16 protein-coding genes are annotated in these 16,166 nt (G+C 64.7%); 12 read left to right on the plus strand and 4 right to left on the minus strand.

Features of this window, described 5'->3' with window-relative positions:
• The first annotated feature begins 112 nt into the window (after positions 1–112).
• From AB0362_RS18585 to ugpC, 4 genes are read left to right on the plus strand one after another with little or no spacing between them, the layout of a single operon-like run.
• Complete coding sequence (locus AB0362_RS18585) at positions 113–1,045, plus strand: sugar ABC transporter permease (protein ID WP_366236039.1); 933 nt, start codon at positions 113–115, stop codon at positions 1,043–1,045.
• On the plus strand, positions 1,042–1,932 hold the full coding sequence (locus AB0362_RS18590) for a carbohydrate ABC transporter permease (RefSeq protein WP_366236040.1): 891 nt from the start codon (positions 1,042–1,044) through the stop codon (positions 1,930–1,932). The genes AB0362_RS18585 and AB0362_RS18590 overlap by 4 nt, the downstream gene beginning before the upstream one ends.
• 28 nt (positions 1,933–1,960) lie before the next feature.
• Positions 1,961–3,286, plus strand: a complete 1,326-nt coding sequence (locus AB0362_RS18595) for an ABC transporter substrate-binding protein (protein WP_366236041.1) — start codon at positions 1,961–1,963, stop codon at positions 3,284–3,286.
• Entirely contained in the window at positions 3,286–4,365 is a 1,080-nt protein-coding gene (gene ugpC / locus AB0362_RS18600; RefSeq protein ID WP_366236042.1) for a sn-glycerol-3-phosphate ABC transporter ATP-binding protein UgpC, read from the plus strand. Before AB0362_RS18595 ends, ugpC begins: the two co-directional genes overlap by 1 nt.
• On the opposite strand, the gene AB0362_RS18605 is transcribed toward ugpC, so the two are convergent.
• Together AB0362_RS18605 and AB0362_RS18610 are read right to left on the minus strand one after the other, a co-directional pair.
• Complete coding sequence (locus tag AB0362_RS18605; RefSeq protein WP_366236043.1) at positions 4,343–5,653, minus strand: cytochrome P450; 1,311 nt, start codon at positions 5,651–5,653, stop codon at positions 4,343–4,345. The two genes, ugpC and AB0362_RS18605, sit on opposite strands and share 23 nt — an antisense overlap.
• Positions 5,654–5,686: 33 nt before the next feature.
• Positions 5,687–7,645, minus strand: coding sequence for a M13 family metallopeptidase (locus AB0362_RS18610; protein ID WP_366236044.1), 1,959 nt, complete (start codon positions 7,643–7,645; stop codon positions 5,687–5,689).
• A gap of 54 nt (positions 7,646–7,699) precedes the next feature.
• Between AB0362_RS18610 and AB0362_RS18615 the strand changes: the two genes are divergently transcribed.
• The 4 genes from AB0362_RS18615 to AB0362_RS18630 all read left to right on the plus strand — a co-directional run bounded on the left by AB0362_RS18615 (position 7,700) and on the right by AB0362_RS18630 (position 11,989).
• Positions 7,700–8,314 (plus strand): TetR family transcriptional regulator, encoded by a 615-nt coding sequence (locus tag AB0362_RS18615; protein WP_366236045.1) that lies wholly within the window; start codon positions 7,700–7,702, stop codon positions 8,312–8,314.
• Positions 8,311–9,189: an ABC transporter ATP-binding protein gene (locus AB0362_RS18620; RefSeq protein ID WP_366236046.1), complete on the plus strand. Its 879-nt coding sequence runs from the start codon at positions 8,311–8,313 to the stop codon at positions 9,187–9,189. Before AB0362_RS18615 ends, AB0362_RS18620 begins: the two co-directional genes overlap by 4 nt.
• The gene (locus tag AB0362_RS18625; RefSeq protein WP_366236047.1) at positions 9,186–10,769 is read left to right on the plus strand and encodes an ABC transporter permease; all 1,584 of its coding nucleotides are present in this window, start codon (positions 9,186–9,188) and stop codon (positions 10,767–10,769) included. Before AB0362_RS18620 ends, AB0362_RS18625 begins: the two co-directional genes overlap by 4 nt.
• A 101-nt stretch (positions 10,770–10,870) precedes the next feature.
• Positions 10,871–11,989 carry a GGDEF domain-containing protein gene (locus AB0362_RS18630; RefSeq protein ID WP_317533491.1) on the plus strand — a complete coding sequence of 373 codons (1,119 nt, stop codon included), beginning with the start codon at positions 10,871–10,873 and terminating at the stop codon, positions 11,987–11,989.
• A gap of 18 nt (positions 11,990–12,007) precedes the next feature.
• Here AB0362_RS18630 and AB0362_RS18635 read toward each other — a convergent pair whose 3' ends face one another.
• Together AB0362_RS18635 and AB0362_RS18640 are read right to left on the minus strand one after the other, a co-directional pair.
• On the minus strand, positions 12,008–12,502 hold the full coding sequence (locus tag AB0362_RS18635; RefSeq protein ID WP_366236048.1) for a DUF4190 domain-containing protein: 495 nt from the start codon (positions 12,500–12,502) through the stop codon (positions 12,008–12,010).
• A gap of 112 nt (positions 12,503–12,614) precedes the next feature.
• Entirely contained in the window at positions 12,615–13,379 is a 765-nt protein-coding gene (locus AB0362_RS18640) for a pirin-like bicupin family protein (protein ID WP_269595197.1), read from the minus strand.
• A gap of 157 nt (positions 13,380–13,536) precedes the next feature.
• Here AB0362_RS18640 and AB0362_RS18645 point away from each other — a divergent pair, with 157 nt between their 5' ends.
• The 4 genes from AB0362_RS18645 to AB0362_RS18660 all read left to right on the plus strand — a co-directional run.
• The gene (locus tag AB0362_RS18645) at positions 13,537–14,922 is read left to right on the plus strand and encodes a hypothetical protein (RefSeq protein WP_366236049.1); all 1,386 of its coding nucleotides are present in this window, start codon (positions 13,537–13,539) and stop codon (positions 14,920–14,922) included.
• A 74-nt stretch (positions 14,923–14,996) separates the two neighbouring features.
• Entirely contained in the window at positions 14,997–15,164 is a 168-nt protein-coding gene (locus tag AB0362_RS18650; protein WP_156516139.1) for a hypothetical protein, read from the plus strand.
• Positions 15,165–15,328: 164 nt separating this feature from the next.
• Positions 15,329–15,763, plus strand: a complete 435-nt coding sequence (locus AB0362_RS18655) for a GtrA family protein (protein WP_366236053.1) — start codon at positions 15,329–15,331, stop codon at positions 15,761–15,763.
• Positions 15,764–15,891: 128 nt separating this feature from the next.
• Positions 15,892–16,166: acyl-ACP desaturase (locus AB0362_RS18660; RefSeq protein WP_366236050.1), on the plus strand; the 275-nt coding region annotated here is incomplete at its 3' end.

Genomic DNA, 16,166 nt, shown 5'->3' on the forward strand with positions numbered 1-16,166 from the left:
TAGAACTTCGTAGCCCACTACGAAGTTCCACTCACATAGGTTGGTCTGCCCGACGGTGAGCGTTGGGGCTCAGTTCACCATTCGTTGGCCGGGGCTGAGCACAGTCCTCGCAGTGAGTGCAACAACCGAACGAGTGCTGCCCAGGGCACGCGAGAAGCGTTTCTTCTCGCGACCGTGGACCGATTACGCACTGTTCCTGATTCTGGTGGGCCCCAACCTGGTTCTTCTGGGCGTGTTCACGTATCGGCCGCTGGTCGAGAACTTCCAGTTCTCGTTCTTCGACTGGAACCTGTCCTCGCCCACCTCCACGTTCGTCGGCTTCGACAACTACCGCGAGTGGGCCTCCCGCGAGGACACCTGGCAGATCGTCGGCAACACCGTCGTGTTCACGGTCGCCGCGGTGGTGGGCTCATTGGTTCTCGGCCTGGTGCTGGCGCTGCTGCTCGATCGAAAGCTTCGGGGCCGCAACTTCGTTCGATCCGCAGTCTTCGCCCCGTACGTCATCTCGGGTGCCGCGATCGGCATCGCGTTCCAATTCGTCTTCGACCCCAACTTCGGGCTGGTCCAGGATCTGATGCGACGCCTCGGCCTGGGCTCGGTTCCGGATTTCTACCAGGACCCGAAGTGGGCGATGGTCATGATCACCGTGACGTACCTGTGGAAGAACCTGGGCTACACCTTCGTCATCTACCTGGCGGCCCTGCAGGGCGTGCGCAAGGAACTGATGGAAGCGGCCGAGATCGATCAGGCGAGCCGCTGGACCACGTTCCGCAAAGTGCTTCTGCCGCAACTACGTCCGACGACGTTCTTCCTGTCGATCACGGTGCTGCTCAACTCGCTGCAGGTCTTCGACATCATCAACGTCATGACGCGCGGCGGCCCGCTGGGCACCGGCACCACCACGATGGTCTACCAGGTCTACGAGGAGACGTTCCGCAACTTCCGAGCCGGCTACGGAGCCACCGTCGCGACGATCCTGTTCCTCGTGCTGTTGATCGTCACGCTCGTGCAGGTACGAATCATGGATCGAGACGATCAGCGATGACTGTGACCGACAAGCCCGATACGGCGACGCCGGAGAAAGTGCCAGGACCGCGCGACCCGCAGCGTGCGCGTCGCAGCGCGAACATCCTCGGATACGCGGCCATGGTCGCCGTCCTGCTGATGATCGGGCTGCCACTGTTCTGGATCCTGATCACCTCCTTCAAGGATCGACCGGACATCTACGTGCAGCCGGTCACGTGGTGGCCCAGCGTGTTTCACCCGCAGAACTACGGCGAGGCGACGACGGAGGTGCCGTTCTTCACCTACCTGCGCAACTCCATCATCATCACCACGGCCGTGTCGTCCATCAAGTTCGTCCTCGGGGTACTCAGCGCCTACGGTCTGGTGTTCCTGCGCTTCCCGGGCAAGAACATCGTCTTTCTCGTCATCATCGCCGCGCTCATGGTGCCCAATCAGATCACCGTCATCTCCAACTACTCGCTCATCTCCGAGTTGGGTTGGCGGAACTCGTTCCAGGGCATCATCATTCCGCTGGCCGGCGTCGCCTTCGGTACCTTCCTGATGCGCAATCACTTCCTGTCGTTGCCGCCCGAGATCATCGAAGCCGCGCGGATGGACGGTGCCGGTCCGGTACGGCTGATGTTCCGGGTGATCCTGCCGCTGTCGGGCCCGACCATGGTGGCCTTCGCCATCATCACGATCGTCACCGAATGGAACGAATACCTCTGGCCGTTCCTGATGTCCGACGACTCCTCGGTCGCACCGCTTCCGGTGGGATTGACGCTGCTCCAGAACAGCGAGGGCTACACCAACTGGGGCGCGGTGATGGCCGCGACGGTGCTGACCATTCTGCCGATTCTTCTCGTCTTTCTCGTCCTGCAACGCCACATGATCAAGGGCCTCACCTCCGGTGCGGTCAAGGGCTGATTCACCTCACTATCAGGAGTCGAACACCATGGCACACATCATCAATCGGCGTGGCTTCCTCACGCTCACCGGCGCGGCTGCGGCCGCCGCAGCCCTCGCGGCGTGCAGCGGCCCCGGGTCGGGCGGGTCGGGCGGCGAGGCTGTCGAAGGCGATGCGAACACCATCAACTTCTGGTCGAACCACCCCGGCAAGTCCCAGGAGTTCGAGAAGGAACTGATCTCGCGCTTCCAGGCGGAAAACCCCGGCCTGACGGTCAATCTCATCGACGGTGGCAAGAACTACGAGGAGGTGTCGCAGAAGTTCAACGCGGCGCTCTCGGGCAACGATGTGCCCGACGTGGTCGTACTCTCGGACGTCTGGTGGTTCAACTACGCGCTCACCGGTGCGATCGAGCCGTTGGACAAGCATTTCTCCGCAGCAGGCGTCGACCAGTCCGATTACGTGGATTCGCTGCTGGCCGACTACAACTGGAACGGCAACCATTGGGCCTTGCCGTACGCGCGCTCGACGCCGCTGTTCTACTACAACAAGGCCGTGTGGCAGCAGGCCGGACTGCCCGATCGCGGGCCGGCCACCTGGCAGGAGTTCGACGAGTGGGGCCCGCGCATCCAGGCCGTCGTCGGAGACGGCAAGCTCGCTCACGGTTGGGGTAACGCCGTCGACTACCTCGGGTGGACGTTCGAGGGTCCGATCTGGACGTTCGGCGGATCGTACTCCGATCAGTTCGAGCTGAAGTTCGACGACCCCAATACCATTGCGGCAGGCAAGTTCCTGCAGGACATGATCCACACGAAGAAGTACGCCGCGGTGTCCAACGACATCGCCAACGACTTCGCCGCGGGCATCCTCGCGTCCACCATCGCCTCGACGGGCGACCTCTCCACCATCAAGGCCGGTGCCGCGTTCGAGTTCGGTACCGCCTTCCTGCCGGCCACCGACGGCACCCCCGGCTGCCCCACCGGTGGAGCCGGCCTGGCCATTCCGGCGAAGATCTCGGAGGAGCGAAAGGTGAACGCGCTCAAATTCATCGACTTCGTCACCAACGGTGCCAACACCGCCTACTTCTCGCAGAACACCGGCTACATGCCGGTCCGCAAGTCTGCACAGCAGGACCCGTCGGAGATCGCATTCCTCGAGGCGAACCCCAACGCGAAGACGGCCGTCGACCAATTGGCGCTGACTCGCTCGCAGGACTACGCCCGCGTGTTCGTCCCCGGTGGTGACAAGATCATCGGTAGCGGACTCGAGCAGATCGCGCTGCAGAACGCCGATGTCGCAACGACGTTCGCGTCCATCTCGGATCAGCTGCAGCAGATCATCGACCGCCAGATCACCCCGAAGCTGCCGAAGTAATGGCGGCCGTTCACTACGCCGGTGTCTCGCACCGGTACCCGGGTGCCGATTCCCTTGCTGTCGACAACCTCGAACTCGACATCGCGGACGGTGAATTCATCGTTCTCGTCGGGCCTTCGGGCTGTGGGAAGTCGACGAGTCTGCGGATGCTCGCCGGTCTCGAGTCCGTCGAGAGCGGTCGCATCGACATCGGCGGAGTGGACGTCACCTCGCTGGCTCCGCGGGCCAGGGACGTTGCGATGGTGTTCCAGAACTACGCGCTGTACCCCAACATGACCGTCGGCGACAACATGGGCTTCGCGCTGCGCAATGCCGGAATGAGCAAGTCCGACACCGCAGCACGAGTACTCGACGCGGCGAGGATGCTCGAGCTCGAGCCGCTGCTGGGTCGCAAGCCCGGCAAGCTCTCCGGCGGGCAGCGTCAGCGAGTGGCCATGGGGCGCGCCATCGTGCGTCAACCCAAGGTGTTCTGCATGGACGAACCGCTGTCCAACCTCGACGCCAAGCTGCGGGTCTCGACCAGGGCCCAGATAGCCGGTTTGCAAAGACGACTGGGCACCACGACGGTGTACGTCACCCACGATCAGGTCGAGGCCATGACGATGGGTGATCGCGTCGCGGTTCTGCTCGACGGGAAGCTGCAGCAGATCGCCGCTCCGCGGGAGCTGTACGACAACCCCGTCAACACGTTCGTCGCGGGATTCATCGGGTCACCCGGCATGAATCTGGTCGACGCCCCCGTGCGCGACGGCGCGGCCGTACTCGGCGAATTGCGCATCCCGGCCCCGTCTTCGGCGCGTGAGCGCGTGGTGGTCGGAATTCGTCCGGAGTCGTGGGATCTGGTGGGCGAGGGCAGTGGCCTGCAGCTCACCGTCGAGCTCATCGAGGAGCTGGGTGCGGAGTCGTTCGTCTACGCCTCCGCGCCCAGCACCGACGGTGGTTGGTCGACAGCCTCCGGCCGCATCGCGGTTCGCGTCGACCGCAAGTTGTCGATCGCCCTGGCCGAAACAATTCGACTGGTACCCAAGCTGGACGAGTTGTTCTTCTTCGACTCCGTTACCGGCCTGCGGTTGTCGTAGCCGGTTCACCGAGGTCGATGGGCAGCGTGGCCCATCCGTGCAGGACTCGGGTGTTGCGACGGGTTCCTTCGCCTGCCGAGCGCAGGTGGGGGAATCTGTCGAACAACGCCTTCAAGCCCACTTCGGATTCTGCCTTCGCGAGCGCTGCCCCGAGGCAGTAGTGGCGCCCACCCGAGAACGACAGGTGTTTACCGGCATTGGCGCGGGTGACGTCGAACCTGTCCGGGTCCTCGAACACCAGCGGATCCCGATTGGCACCGGCGAGCACCAGCACGACGAGCTTGCCCTCGTGCACCGTCACTCCCTCGACCTCGACGTCGCGCTTGGCCATCCGTGCGGTCAGCTGTACCGGTGATTCCATCCGCAACATTTCGTCGATGGCCGTCGGCCAGTGCGACGGGTCCTGCTGCAGTACGGCGAGCTGGTCGGGGTTGTCGAGCAGCAGTTGGATTCCGCTGCCGAGGAGGTTGACGGTGGTTTCGAACCCTGCGGCCAACACCAATCCCGCAGTGGCCCGGAGCTCCTCGTCGTTGAGGCCGACGCCCTCGTCCTTCGCGGCGATCAGCTGACTCATCAGATCGTCACCGGGATTGCGGCGTAGTCCTGCGATGTGTTGCGAGAGCCAGGCGTCGAATCCGATCAGGCCACGCTCGACCTGCTTGAACTGATCCCACGACAAGCCGATGTCGAGACTGGGTGCGGCCATCTCACCGAATTCGAGAACCCGCTGATTGTCCTCGACCGGTACACCGAGGATCCGCCCGATCACAGCAACCGGCAGGCGCGCGCAATAGCGATCGACGATGTCGACGACCGGAGAGCCGTCGGACAGCTCGTCGAGCAGAGCATCGGCCGTTTCCTGCACCTGATCGCGCATCTTCTGCACCGCGCGGACGGTGAAGACCGAGGACACCAGCTTCCGGTACCTGGTGTGGTCCGGCGGCTCCACCGAGAGCAGTGAGGGCGGCAGAATCGGGTGCAGTGCGCCGGATCTGGTGTGCTGCTCGATCCACCGCAACGGCCCGGGAAGGGTCGCACCCAGCTGCGTGACGCGGAAGTCGTCCGAGCGCAGCAGGTCGAACGCCACCCGATGGTGCACGGTGATGTTCGAGATTCGAGTCTTCACCAGCGGTGCGGTGGCGCGCAGCTTCTCGTAGACCGGCGTCGGATTGGCCCGCGTCACCGGATCGGCCACCAGCATCGCCTGCGGATCGCCCGCAGCCGCTGCGCGTTTGGCCGCGAACCGAATCACCCCGTGAGCAGCCAGCCAGCGTGCGTATTCCCTCATCAGAAATTCCCTCCCCGATTGCCCTACCTGGAATTACCAGATCTTGACGCGCTTCCCCGGGTCCAAGTACAGCGCATCTCCGGGCTGTACGTCGAATGCTTCGTGAAAACTGTCGAGATTTCGCACGACGCCGTTGCAGCGGAACTCCGGCGGCGAGTGCGGATCGACGGCGAGTCGGCGGATCGCCTCGGCGTCGCGAGCCTTGGTGCGCCACACCTGCGACCAGCCGAAGAACACTCGCTGCAGGCCGGTCAAACCGTCGAGCACCGGTGCTTCCTTGCCTTCGAGCGAGATCTCGTACGCGGCGACGGCGATCGACAGACCACCGAGATCGCCGATGTTCTCGCCGATGGTGAACTCGCCGTTCACCTTGTGGCCGGGCAGGGCCTTGGGCTCGAACTCGTTGTACTGCTCGATCAGGGCCGTGGTGCGCTTGCCGAATTCGGTGCGGTCGCTGTCGGTCCACCAGTCGACCATGTTGCCGTCACCGTCGTACTTGGCACCCTGATCGTCGAATCCGTGGCCGATCTCGTGGCCGATGACGGCTCCGATACCGCCGTAGTTGGCCGCGTCGTCGGCCTCGGGGTCGAAGAACGGTGGCTGCAGAATGGCTGCGGGAAAGACGATCTCGTTCATGCCGGGGTTGTAGTACGCGTTGACGGTCTGCGGCGTCATGAACCACTCGTCGCGGTCGACGGGTCCGCCGAGCTTGTCGAGGTCGCGCTGGTAGTCCGCGGTGTAGCCGCGGCGGTAGTTACCGAGCAGGTCGTCGGCGCTGATCTCGACGCCCGAGTAGTCACGCCACCGATCGGGGTAGCCGATCTTGGGGGTGAACTTGCCCAGCTTGTCCAACGCCTTCTGTCGAGTCTCCGGGCTCATCCATTCGAGCTCGGAGATGTTGCGGCGGTACGCCTCGGTGAGATTGTCGACCAGCACCTTCATTCGAGCCTTGGAGTCGGCCGGGAAGTGGCGTTCGACGTACAGCTTTCCGACGGCCTCACCGAGCACGTCCTGCACCAGGGAGACGCCGCGCTTCCAGCGCTCGCGGTTCTCCTCCGTTCCGGTCAGCGTCGTTCCGTAGAAGGCGAAGTTCTCGTCGACGATCGCGCTCGTCAGAAACGGTGCCCGTGAATGCACGACGCGCCAGGCCAGCCACGCCTTCCACGCTTCGATGTCCTCGGAATTCCACAGCGAGACGAAAGTGGTGAGAAACGGAGGCTGCCGAACCACGATCTCGGCGAACTGCTCGGTGGTTGCGCCGAGGCCGGAAATCCATGCGGCCCAGTTGAATCCGGCACCGCTCTTGACCAGCGTGTCGAAATCGACGAGGTTGTAGCTCTTCTCGGCATCACGCCGGGCGACGACATCCCAGTGACCGGCGGCGATCTTCTGCTCGAGGTCGAACACCGTCTGCGCGTCGTACTCGATACTGCTGAGCGCGAACATCTTCGAGATGTGCGCGATGTAGCTCGCGCGGATCTCGGCGTACTCGTCCTGGCGGTAGTACGACTCGTCGGGCAGGCCGATTCCGGACTGGCTGAAGTGCACGAGGTAGCGGTCGGACTGCTTCGCGTCGGTGTCGACGTAGTGTCCGATGGCCCCGCCGACGCCCGTGCGCTGCAGGGAGCCGAGAACACCCGCGAGGGTGACGAGGTCGGCCGCGTCGGAGATGGCGGTGAGCTCGTCGGCGATGGGTGTCACGCCGAGCTGCTCCGCGCGGTCGGCATCCATGAAGCTGGAGAACAGGTCGCCGATCTTCTGCGCGTCGCTTCCGGCGGGCGGGTTCGCGGCGGCGGACTCTTCGATGATGGTCTGGACGTCTACCTCGGCGCGGTCGTACAAGGTGCGGAACGCGCCGTCGACGGCCCGGTCGGCCGGGATGGCGTATTCGTCGAGCCATTTGCCGTTGACGTGCACGAACAGGTCGTCCTGAGCGCGTGTGTTCTCGTCCTGGTAGCTGAGATCGATGCCCGAGTTCACTACTGAAGTCATCCGTCCATCTTTACACTCTTGCGCTTGATTGAACGGGTGTTTAATGTGCTGTACATGCGTACAGCGTCGGAGGATCTCAGCACCAGGGCTCGAATCCGTGACACCGCGATCGGCGTTTTCGGCTCGCAGGGTTTCACCGCGGGCGTGCGGTCCATCGCCACAGCGGCAGGTGTCTCTCCCGGGCTGCTCAACCACCACTTCGGGTCCAAGGACGGCCTGCGCACTGCATGCGACGAGCACGTCCTGCGGGTGATCCGGGAGTCGAAGGCCGCGTCGGCCGCGCCCACCGCGATGATGGAACAGCTCGCGGCCATCGACGAGTACGCACCGCTCGTGGCCTATATCGTCCGCAGTTTCGCCGCCGGCGGCACGTTGGCGCGAGAGTTGTTCGAGCACATGGTCGCCGACGCCGTCCGCTACATCGACGACGGTGTTCGCGACGGCCGTTTCACCCCCAGTCGAGACCCTGCGGCACGCGCCCGATTCCTGACGCGGCAGAACGTCGGCGGACTGCTGCTGTACGTGCAGATGGCCGGCCCCGACGCCGATTTCCGGGAGGCCCTGAGCGCGCTCGGTGACGAGATCATGCTTCCTGCACTCGAGCTCTACACCGACGGATTGTTCACCGACTCCCAGGCTTTGGACACCTATCTGGAGGCCACGTCATGACCGAAGCAATTTCCGTCGACGGCCTGGTGAAGACGTTCGGTTCGGTCCGGGCGCTCGACGGACTGGACCTGCACGTACCGACCGGTGAGGTGCACGGATTCCTCGGCCCCAACGGGGCAGGCAAATCCACGACCATTCGGGCTCTGCTCGGTCTCGTCCGCCCCACGTCGGGACAGGTGCGGTTGCTCGGCGGCGACCCGTGGGCCGACACCGTCGCGCTGCATCGACGCCTGGCCTACGTTCCCGGCGACGTGACCCTGTGGCCGTCGCTCACCGGCGGTGAGGTGATCGATCTGCTCGGCCGAATGCGCGGCGGACTCGACCCCGCCCGCCGCGCCGAACTGCTCGAACGGTTCTCCCTCGACCCCGGTAAACGCACCCGCACCTACTCCAAGGGCAATCGGCAGAAGGTCGCGCTGATCTCGGCCCTGGCCTCCGACGTCGAGTTGCTGATCCTCGACGAACCCACATCGGGACTCGATCCGCTGATGGAACAGCACTTCGGCGACTGCGTGAAAGATGCTGCCCGACGCGGAGTCACGGTGCTGTTGTCTTCGCACATCCTGTCCGAGGTGGATGCGCTGTGCAGTTCGGTGACCATCGTCAGAGAGGGGCGGACGGTCGATACCGGGACTCTGGCCTCGATGCGGCACCTGACCCGCACCACGATCACCGCGGTGCTCGACCGAGTGCCCGACGGTCTGGCGACACTGCCCGGAGTGAGCGCGGTGAGCGCGGACCGTTCCTCCGTCACCTGCACCGTCGAGAACGACGCCCTCGCGGCGACGATGCACGTGCTGGCCGACGCCGGAGTCCGCAGCCTGGTCAGTTCCGCTCCGACGCTCGAAGAACTGTTCCTGAGGTACTACGCATGAACACCCTGACCGGGACGGGCGCGTTGCTGCGGTTGTATCTGCGCCGCGATCGTCTGGTGGCACCGCTGTGGATCGTTCTGCTCGGGGCGCTGCCGCTGCTGTATGCGGTCAGTTTCGAGGGTCTGTATCCGACGGCGGCGGATCGTCAGGCCTTCTATCTCGGCACCCTGTCGACGCCGGCGCAGGCGGCGCTCGTCGGCCCGATCTTCGGCAGCGACCTGGGCGCTCTGGTGTCGTGGCGCTCGGGTGCGGTGCTGGCTCTGGTTCCGCTGGCGGCGATCCTCACCGTGGTCCGGCACACCCGCGGTGAGGAGGATGCGGGTCGGACCGAGCTGATCGGGTCGACGGCCGTCGGACGTTACGCGGGTCTGGCGGCAGCGATGCTGGCGGCGGGCGGCGGGGTGGCTGCGACGGGCGCGTTGTCGTCGATCTCGCTGTGGGGATTCGGGCTCCCGGTGGCCGGGAGCGTCGCGTACGGGGCGTCGGTCGCCGTGGTCGGAATGGTTTTCGTCGGCTGTGCGGCCGTGGCGGCACAGGTGGCGTCGGGGGCGCGAGCGGCTCGCGGTTACGCCCTCGGCGTGCTGGCCGTGGTGTTCGCAGCGCGTGCGATCGGTGACGCAGGCTCGGGCACCCTCTCGTGGTTCTCGCCGATCGGCTGGTCGTCGCAGGTGCGGCCGTTCGCCGACGAGCGGTGGTGGCCGATGCTGCTGTCACTGACGACCGCCACAGCATTCTGCGTCGGCGCGTTCGCCGCTGCGAATCGACGCGATCTCGGTGCCGGCTTGCGGGCCGAACGCCGCGGCCGTGCAGCGGCCGTACCCTCTCTGTCCGGGCCGATCGCTCTGGCGTGGCGTCTCTCGCGCGGGACCGTTGCCGTCTGGACCGTCGGGCTCGCTCTGTTCGGCATCGCCATCGGATCGTCCACCGGCGGGATCGGTGACCAACTCGGCAGCAGCGCTGCCATCGGTGACGCACTGGAGAAGTTCGGTGGCAGCACCGTCGAACAGTCGTTCATCGCCGCTGTGCTGAGCATCGTGGGCGTCGTCGTCGCCGCGTTCGCTGTCTCGGCCCTGCTGCGGTTGCGCAGCGAGGAAGAGGCGGGCCTGGCCGAGATCGTGCTGGCCACCGGGGTCTCGCGCGCGCGATGGCTGGCAGGTCACCTGCTGTGCGCCGTCCTCGGCGCAGCGTGGCTGCTGCTGGTCGTCGGTTTCACCATCGGGCTGACGTACGGGTCGGCCACCGGCGACATCGCAGGCGAACTGCCGTCCGTCCTGGTCGGTGCACTAGGTCAGCTGCCGGCCGTATGGGTGGTGACGGCCATCGGCGTGGCACTGTTCGGCGCTCTTCCTCGATTCGCGACCGTCCTGTGGGCCGTTCTGGCCGGTTTCGTCGCGCTCGGCCAGGTCGGGTCCGTGGTCGGCTTACCTCAGCCGTGGCTCGATCTGTCGCCCTTCACCCACGTTGCGAGACTGCCGGGAGCAACGCTCAGCCTGGTGCCGATCGGCTGGCTCGTCGCGGTTGCCATCGTCGTCGGCATAGGAGGTTTCACAGCATTCCGGCGAAGAGACATCCGAGGCTGACGGCGGTCGAATAGCATTCTCCGTGGCCGATATGTCCGGCCCGGTCCGACGACGAAGCGTCCGGTCCGGTGATGGTCGGCTGGAACGTGCATGGAGGTTATGTGCAAACGACATTCCTGCGCACCTGGTGGAACCAGCCGCACAGCTACGAGTCGGTTGTCAGTTACCTTGCGCTGCACGGTGCGCTCGCGCCGTATCGCCTCGCTGCAGCTCTGAGCACGTTCACGTACGGACTCGGTGCTGCTGCGCTGCTCTGGCTCACCGACGCCCCGCCGACCTCGGCGATCGCCAGGTCGGTCTTCGTCGTTGCGATCGTGTCGACACTCCTGGTCGGTATCGCCTGGCTGAAGGCTCCGTGGCCGTCGAAGCGCGTGTCTGTGATGTTCGCCGCGTACTCGGACATCGGAGTAACGCTGGTTCTGTTGTCCTACGGATCGCCGCAGACCGCATTCGTGGCCCTCGCGATGCTCGCTGCCAACAGCGTGTACGTCCAGCTCTTCCACAGTCCGAAAGTTATGGCGCTCCACCTGCTGTGGGCCGGAGCGGCCGTGACGCTGTTCTTCGTGCTGATCCTGCTCTCGCCCGAGGCCGATCACGGTCTGGCGGTCGCGCAACTCGTGGTGCTCGTCCCCATCACGTTCATGGGCCCCACCTTCTTCCAGTACCTGCTCCTCAAACTGCAGGTCCAGGCGCAGTCGGCCAACTTCGACCCGCTCACACAGGTGCGCAACCGACGAGGGCTCGACGAGGCACTACCGGTGTATTTCCTCGGTGCGACCGATGTGTCGGTGATGGTCGTCGACGTGGACCGATTCAAGTCGATCAACGACAGATTCGGTCACCACCAGGGCGACGCCGCCCTGCAGCTCGTCGCACGCCGGTTGACCACGGACGGTGTGCTGGTCGCGCGGGTGGGCGGTGAAGAATTCGCGGTGGTGACCAAATCGGCCGAGAACGAGGCCCTCGCACTGGCCGAGAAGTACCGATCTGCCGCCTACTTCGCGGACGACCCCGCACCCTTGACAGTGAGCATCGGCGTCGCGCACTGCACGTATCCCGTTGCCGAAGGCATCGGTTTCGACGTCGTCGAACTCACCACACTGTTGCTGCGACGTGCCGACGCGGCGATGTACGAGGCCAAACAGCAGGGCGGCAATCAGGTGGTCGTGGCGGGTTCGACGCCCCGAAACGATCGGACTCCCTCAGGCACCGAGACGTGAGTGCAGCGACGCTGCGACTCAGTTCGGAGTCGAGTCGTCGTACTGGTTCTCGACGTTCTGCTGGAATTCGTCGGCACATTGCTGTTGCGCCGTAGTATCGCTGCCTGCGTTGCTCAGGCAGTCGGTGAAGTCCTGGCCACCGACTGCGTTGAACAGGCCGACGCCGACGACGACGAGAACGATCGACAGAGCTGCGGCCACGAAGCCGAGAATGATCGCGACGAGTGACACGGTGCCGTTGGTGGCGGTGCGCTTCTTGTACCGGGACCGTCCGATGAAACCGAGAACGATGGCGATCAGGCCCAGAAGAATTCCGCCGACGATGGTCCAGGAGAACAACAAACCCAGAATCGCCAGGACCAGAGCCACGGTTCCGACGGTGTTCTTCGGTGCTACCGGCTGTTGTGGGTACCCACCTTGCTGGGGGATGCCGCCATGCTGGGGGTGCTCACCAGGTGAAGGATAGTTTCCGGGCGGGGGATAGTTTCCAGGCGGCGGATTCTGATTCGACACGTTGAGTACCTCCGAAATCGGCGATCGTGAACGCTCGGAGTGTATGCAGGTGTCTCCGGTGCGCACAGACCCCCACGCGCTCCCGTGATCAACTTGTCATCGAACGTGGTCGTCAACCGCCGAGTCGCGAATGCATCTCCCAGATCAGCACCTCGGCCGGCTCGGTAGCGGTGATGGTTTGTCCACCAGTCGAACTCATGCGGACGGCGTCGCCCTCCCAGAGCTCGCCCACCCCCTCGAGCGTGACAGTGCCGCGCGCGACGAACAGGTGCACGAACGGGGCGTCGGGCACCGTCACCGAATTTCCGGGCAACAGCCTGGCGGCGTGCAGTGCCGCCGACTTCTGTGAGATGCCGATCGCCGCCTGCCCGCGGTGCTTGTCCATCCCCGACGCGACGGTGACCAAGCCGCCTCGCAGTAATTCGTCGCCGATTTCGAGCTGTTCGTACCCGGGAGTGACACCGGGGCTGTCCGGAAGTACCCACATCTGCACGAAGCGAACGGGTTCGGTGTGCCTGTTGCCGTCGATGCTCCAGGAGTCGTTCTTCTCGGAGTGCATGATGCCCTTGCCCGCGGTCATCCGTTGCGCTAGGCCGGGATAGATGATTCCGGAATGACCGATGGAGTCCTGATGCACCAGTGAACCCTGCATCACCCACGTGACGATCTCCATGTCGCGATGCGGATGCGTCTCGAATCCTTGACCGGCAGTGACGATGTCGTCGTTGTTGACCAGCAGCAGTCCGTGATGGGTGTTGTCGGGGTCGTAGTGCTGGCCGAAGGAGAACGAATGTTTCGAGTCCAGCCAGGACACACGGGTTTTCGATCGATCACCGGCACGATGTACGTCGATGTGGGCGGTCAGTGGAGCGGACATGAGACCACTCTACGAGCATGTCTGTGCCCCGGCGTACGACCTGCATAACGTTCGGGTGTCTTTGCCGTCGGTGTGTGGGCGGCACCGGGAGTGGGTAGGTTTCGCTACGTACGCTCACATGCTTCGCAAACTCCGAAGAAGGCGGCGAGAGATTCTCATGGTCGGTTCCAGCTCGAGTGTGGCACGCACGGTCGAACCCCAGCTCGAGGACGCTTTGGCGGCGTGGTTGCCAGGTCAACGGTGGTTCGGCGCAAAGGGTTCGACGGTGAGTTCGGTGCGGATCGTCGCGCGCGACGTGCTCCGAGACGAACCGCACTTCGCGGCCGAGCATCTGCTGGTGGAGGTGCAGTTGACGCAGGACGGCGCGGCCGTCGTGCAGACCTACCAGGTGCCCCTGGGCTTCCGAACCGAACCGACCGACGACCTCCGACCGTGGTTGCTGCCCGTGGCGGGCGACGTGGCCGTGTACGACGGTCTACGCGACCCCGAGATCATCGGCCTGTACGGAGATGCGCTTGCCGCCGGAAAAGCTACTGGCAGCATCGAATTCAAGGTCGTCGACGGTTCGAGTGTGCCGAGCGGTCTGCGTGGTCGGGTTCTCGGGGCCGAGCAGTCCAACACCTCGGTGATTCTCGGTGATCTGCTGTTGCTCAAGCTGTTTCGCCAGGTGCCACCAGGAATCAGTCCGGATGTGGAACTGCATCGCGCGCTGGCGCAGGCGGGGAGCGTCAACGTTGCACCGCTTCGGGGCTGGCTGGAAACCGAAGTCGGCGGTGAACCCACGACACTCGGCATGGCTCAGGATTTCGCTGCGAACTCCGCCGAGGGCTGGACTGCGGCGCTGGCCAGCGTGCAGGAGGTGTTCGACTCACCGGAGACGCCGATCGAAGACCTGCCCGCAGATTTCGCCCCGGACGCCCACCGAATCGGAGCAGCCGTGGCGCAGGTGCACCACGACCTCGCATCGGTGCTGGGCACCGCCGAACGGTCCGTCGAATCCACCGCCGTCGAGGAGATCCTCGCCCGCATCTCGGGAGTGGCCAGGGTGGTGCCGGAGATCGCGCAGTACATCCCGGCGGCGACCGCACTGATCTCGCGGGCGGAGGCGTCGAACAGCACCACGGTGCAGCGCATCCACGGCGACCTGCATCTGGGTCAGGTGTTGGGCACTCCCGAACGGTGGCTGCTCATCGATTTCGAGGGTGAGCCGGCGAAGACCTTGGCCGAGCGTCGGCAGATGGACAGCGCTCTGCGTGACGTGGCGGGAATGCTGCGCTCGTTCGACTATGCCGCCAACCACCTGCTGGTCGATCTGCCCGAGGACGAGTCGGCACGAGAGCGAGCCGAGAAGTGGGCGGCCCGCAGCATCGCTGCATTCTTCGACGGGTACGCCTCGGTGGCCGGGCACGATCCCCGCGAGGAGGCCGACCTGTTGCGCGCATACGAGCTGGACAAGGCCGTGTACGAAGTTCTCTACGAGGCACGCAACCGGCCCACCTGGCTGTCGTTGCCGCTGCGCGCCGTGGCGCGCCTGGTGAGCTGATCGGTGAGCTGGGGGTGCACGTCGACCGGCCTGTCTACGACAAGTACCGTATTGCCTGACACGGGAGGCAGGACATGAACGGTATCTTGGCAATTTTCGGCATCGCGGTGGTCGTCATCACCATCGTCGTGGTGGTCGTGCTCGTTGCGGTGTTGTTCGTCGCATCGATCAAGCCCAACAGTCTCAACATCGACCTGGACCGCAAGAAGCGCGCTCGGGAAGAAAGTTCCACTAAGGCCTGAGACTTCCGTCACGCCCGAGACCGATTCGTTCTCGGGCGGAGTTGTATCGAGTCGAAGCGCCGACCGACGCTTCCGGTTCTACAACTGGAGTCCTCGTGAGCACTTCCCTGAAAGCTCCGGCCGCGTCCGGATCGTCGGGCTGTGCGCCCCGCATCAGGTCGCGGATGCTCGGCGAGTCGGTGTTCGCTCAGTTCACGCGCTTCGTGATCGTCGGGGTATCGAGCAACGGTGTGTACGCCCTGTTGTTCGTCGCCCTCGCTTCTCTCGGATCGTTCACTGCCAACCTCGCAGGTGTGGCCGCAAGTACCGTGCTCGCCAACGAGCTACACCGCCGTCACACCTTTCATGCGGCCGGTCGTGTCGGCTGGTTCCAGACGCAGTGGGAAGCCGGGGGACTGGCCCTGATCGGGCTTGGTCTGAGTACCGCCTCACTGGCCGCAGTGCACATCCTGTTCCCGGCAGCTCCGACGTACGTCCAGGTTCTGGTCGTCATCGCTGTGGGTGGCATCTTCGGAGCCGCCCGGTTCCTCGCACTCCGTGGCTGGGTGTTCCGTCCGGCGACGCTCGCGTCCTCGGGTTCCGGTCTCGCTGCTCGCTGAGCTGTGACGTTGCACCATTGCGTGCAGACATCGATTGCTACCTCTAACAGAATCCGGGCAAGCCTCCGCGTGTTGCGCATCGATCGCCCTAGGCTTGCGAGCTGACGTCAACGCGAGGAGGCATCTCGATGGCCAGGGATCTGACACAACTCGAGCTTCTGCAAGAGCTGGTGCCCACTGCCGAGGACAATGTGAACCGTCACATCTCGATGGCGCGGGAGTGGCACCCTCACGACTACGTTCCGTGGGACGAAGGTCGCAACTTCGCCGCACTCGGCGGCCAGGACTACGACCCGGAGCAGTCCAAGCTCTCCGACGTCGCACAGGCCGCGATGATCACCAACCTGCTCACCGAGGACAACCTGCCGTCCTACCACCGTGAGATCGCCGAGAACTTCTCCCA

It is taken from the genome of Rhodococcus sp. NPDC079359 (genome assembly GCF_040702585.1).
Classification (GTDB): Bacteria; Actinomycetota; Actinomycetes; order Mycobacteriales; family Mycobacteriaceae; genus Rhodococcoides.

Excerpts from the sequence above, each read along its gene's own strand:
- AB0362_RS18590 (WP_366236040.1), top strand. The coding sequence starts at position 1,042 with ATGACTGTGACCGACAAGCCCGATACGGCGACGCCGGAGAAAGTGCCA.
- AB0362_RS18595 (WP_366236041.1), top strand. The coding sequence starts at position 1,961 with ATGGCACACATCATCAATCGGCGTGGCTTCCTCACGCTCACCGGCGCG.
- ugpC (WP_366236042.1), top strand. The coding sequence starts at position 3,286 with ATGGCGGCCGTTCACTACGCCGGTGTCTCGCACCGGTACCCGGGTGCC.
- AB0362_RS18605 (WP_366236043.1), bottom strand. The coding sequence starts at position 5,653 with ATGAGGGAATACGCACGCTGGCTGGCTGCTCACGGGGTGATTCGGTTC.
- AB0362_RS18610 (WP_366236044.1), bottom strand. The coding sequence starts at position 7,645 with ATGACTTCAGTAGTGAACTCGGGCATCGATCTCAGCTACCAGGACGAG.
- AB0362_RS18615 (WP_366236045.1), top strand. The coding sequence starts at position 7,700 with ATGCGTACAGCGTCGGAGGATCTCAGCACCAGGGCTCGAATCCGTGAC.
- AB0362_RS18620 (WP_366236046.1), top strand. The coding sequence starts at position 8,311 with ATGACCGAAGCAATTTCCGTCGACGGCCTGGTGAAGACGTTCGGTTCG.
- AB0362_RS18625 (WP_366236047.1), top strand. The coding sequence starts at position 9,186 with ATGAACACCCTGACCGGGACGGGCGCGTTGCTGCGGTTGTATCTGCGC.
- AB0362_RS18640 (WP_269595197.1), bottom strand. The coding sequence starts at position 13,379 with ATGTCCGCTCCACTGACCGCCCACATCGACGTACATCGTGCCGGTGAT.
- AB0362_RS18645 (WP_366236049.1), top strand. The coding sequence starts at position 13,537 with ATGGTCGGTTCCAGCTCGAGTGTGGCACGCACGGTCGAACCCCAGCTC.
- AB0362_RS18650 (WP_156516139.1), top strand. The coding sequence starts at position 14,997 with ATGAACGGTATCTTGGCAATTTTCGGCATCGCGGTGGTCGTCATCACC.
- AB0362_RS18655 (WP_366236053.1), top strand. The coding sequence starts at position 15,329 with ATGCTCGGCGAGTCGGTGTTCGCTCAGTTCACGCGCTTCGTGATCGTC.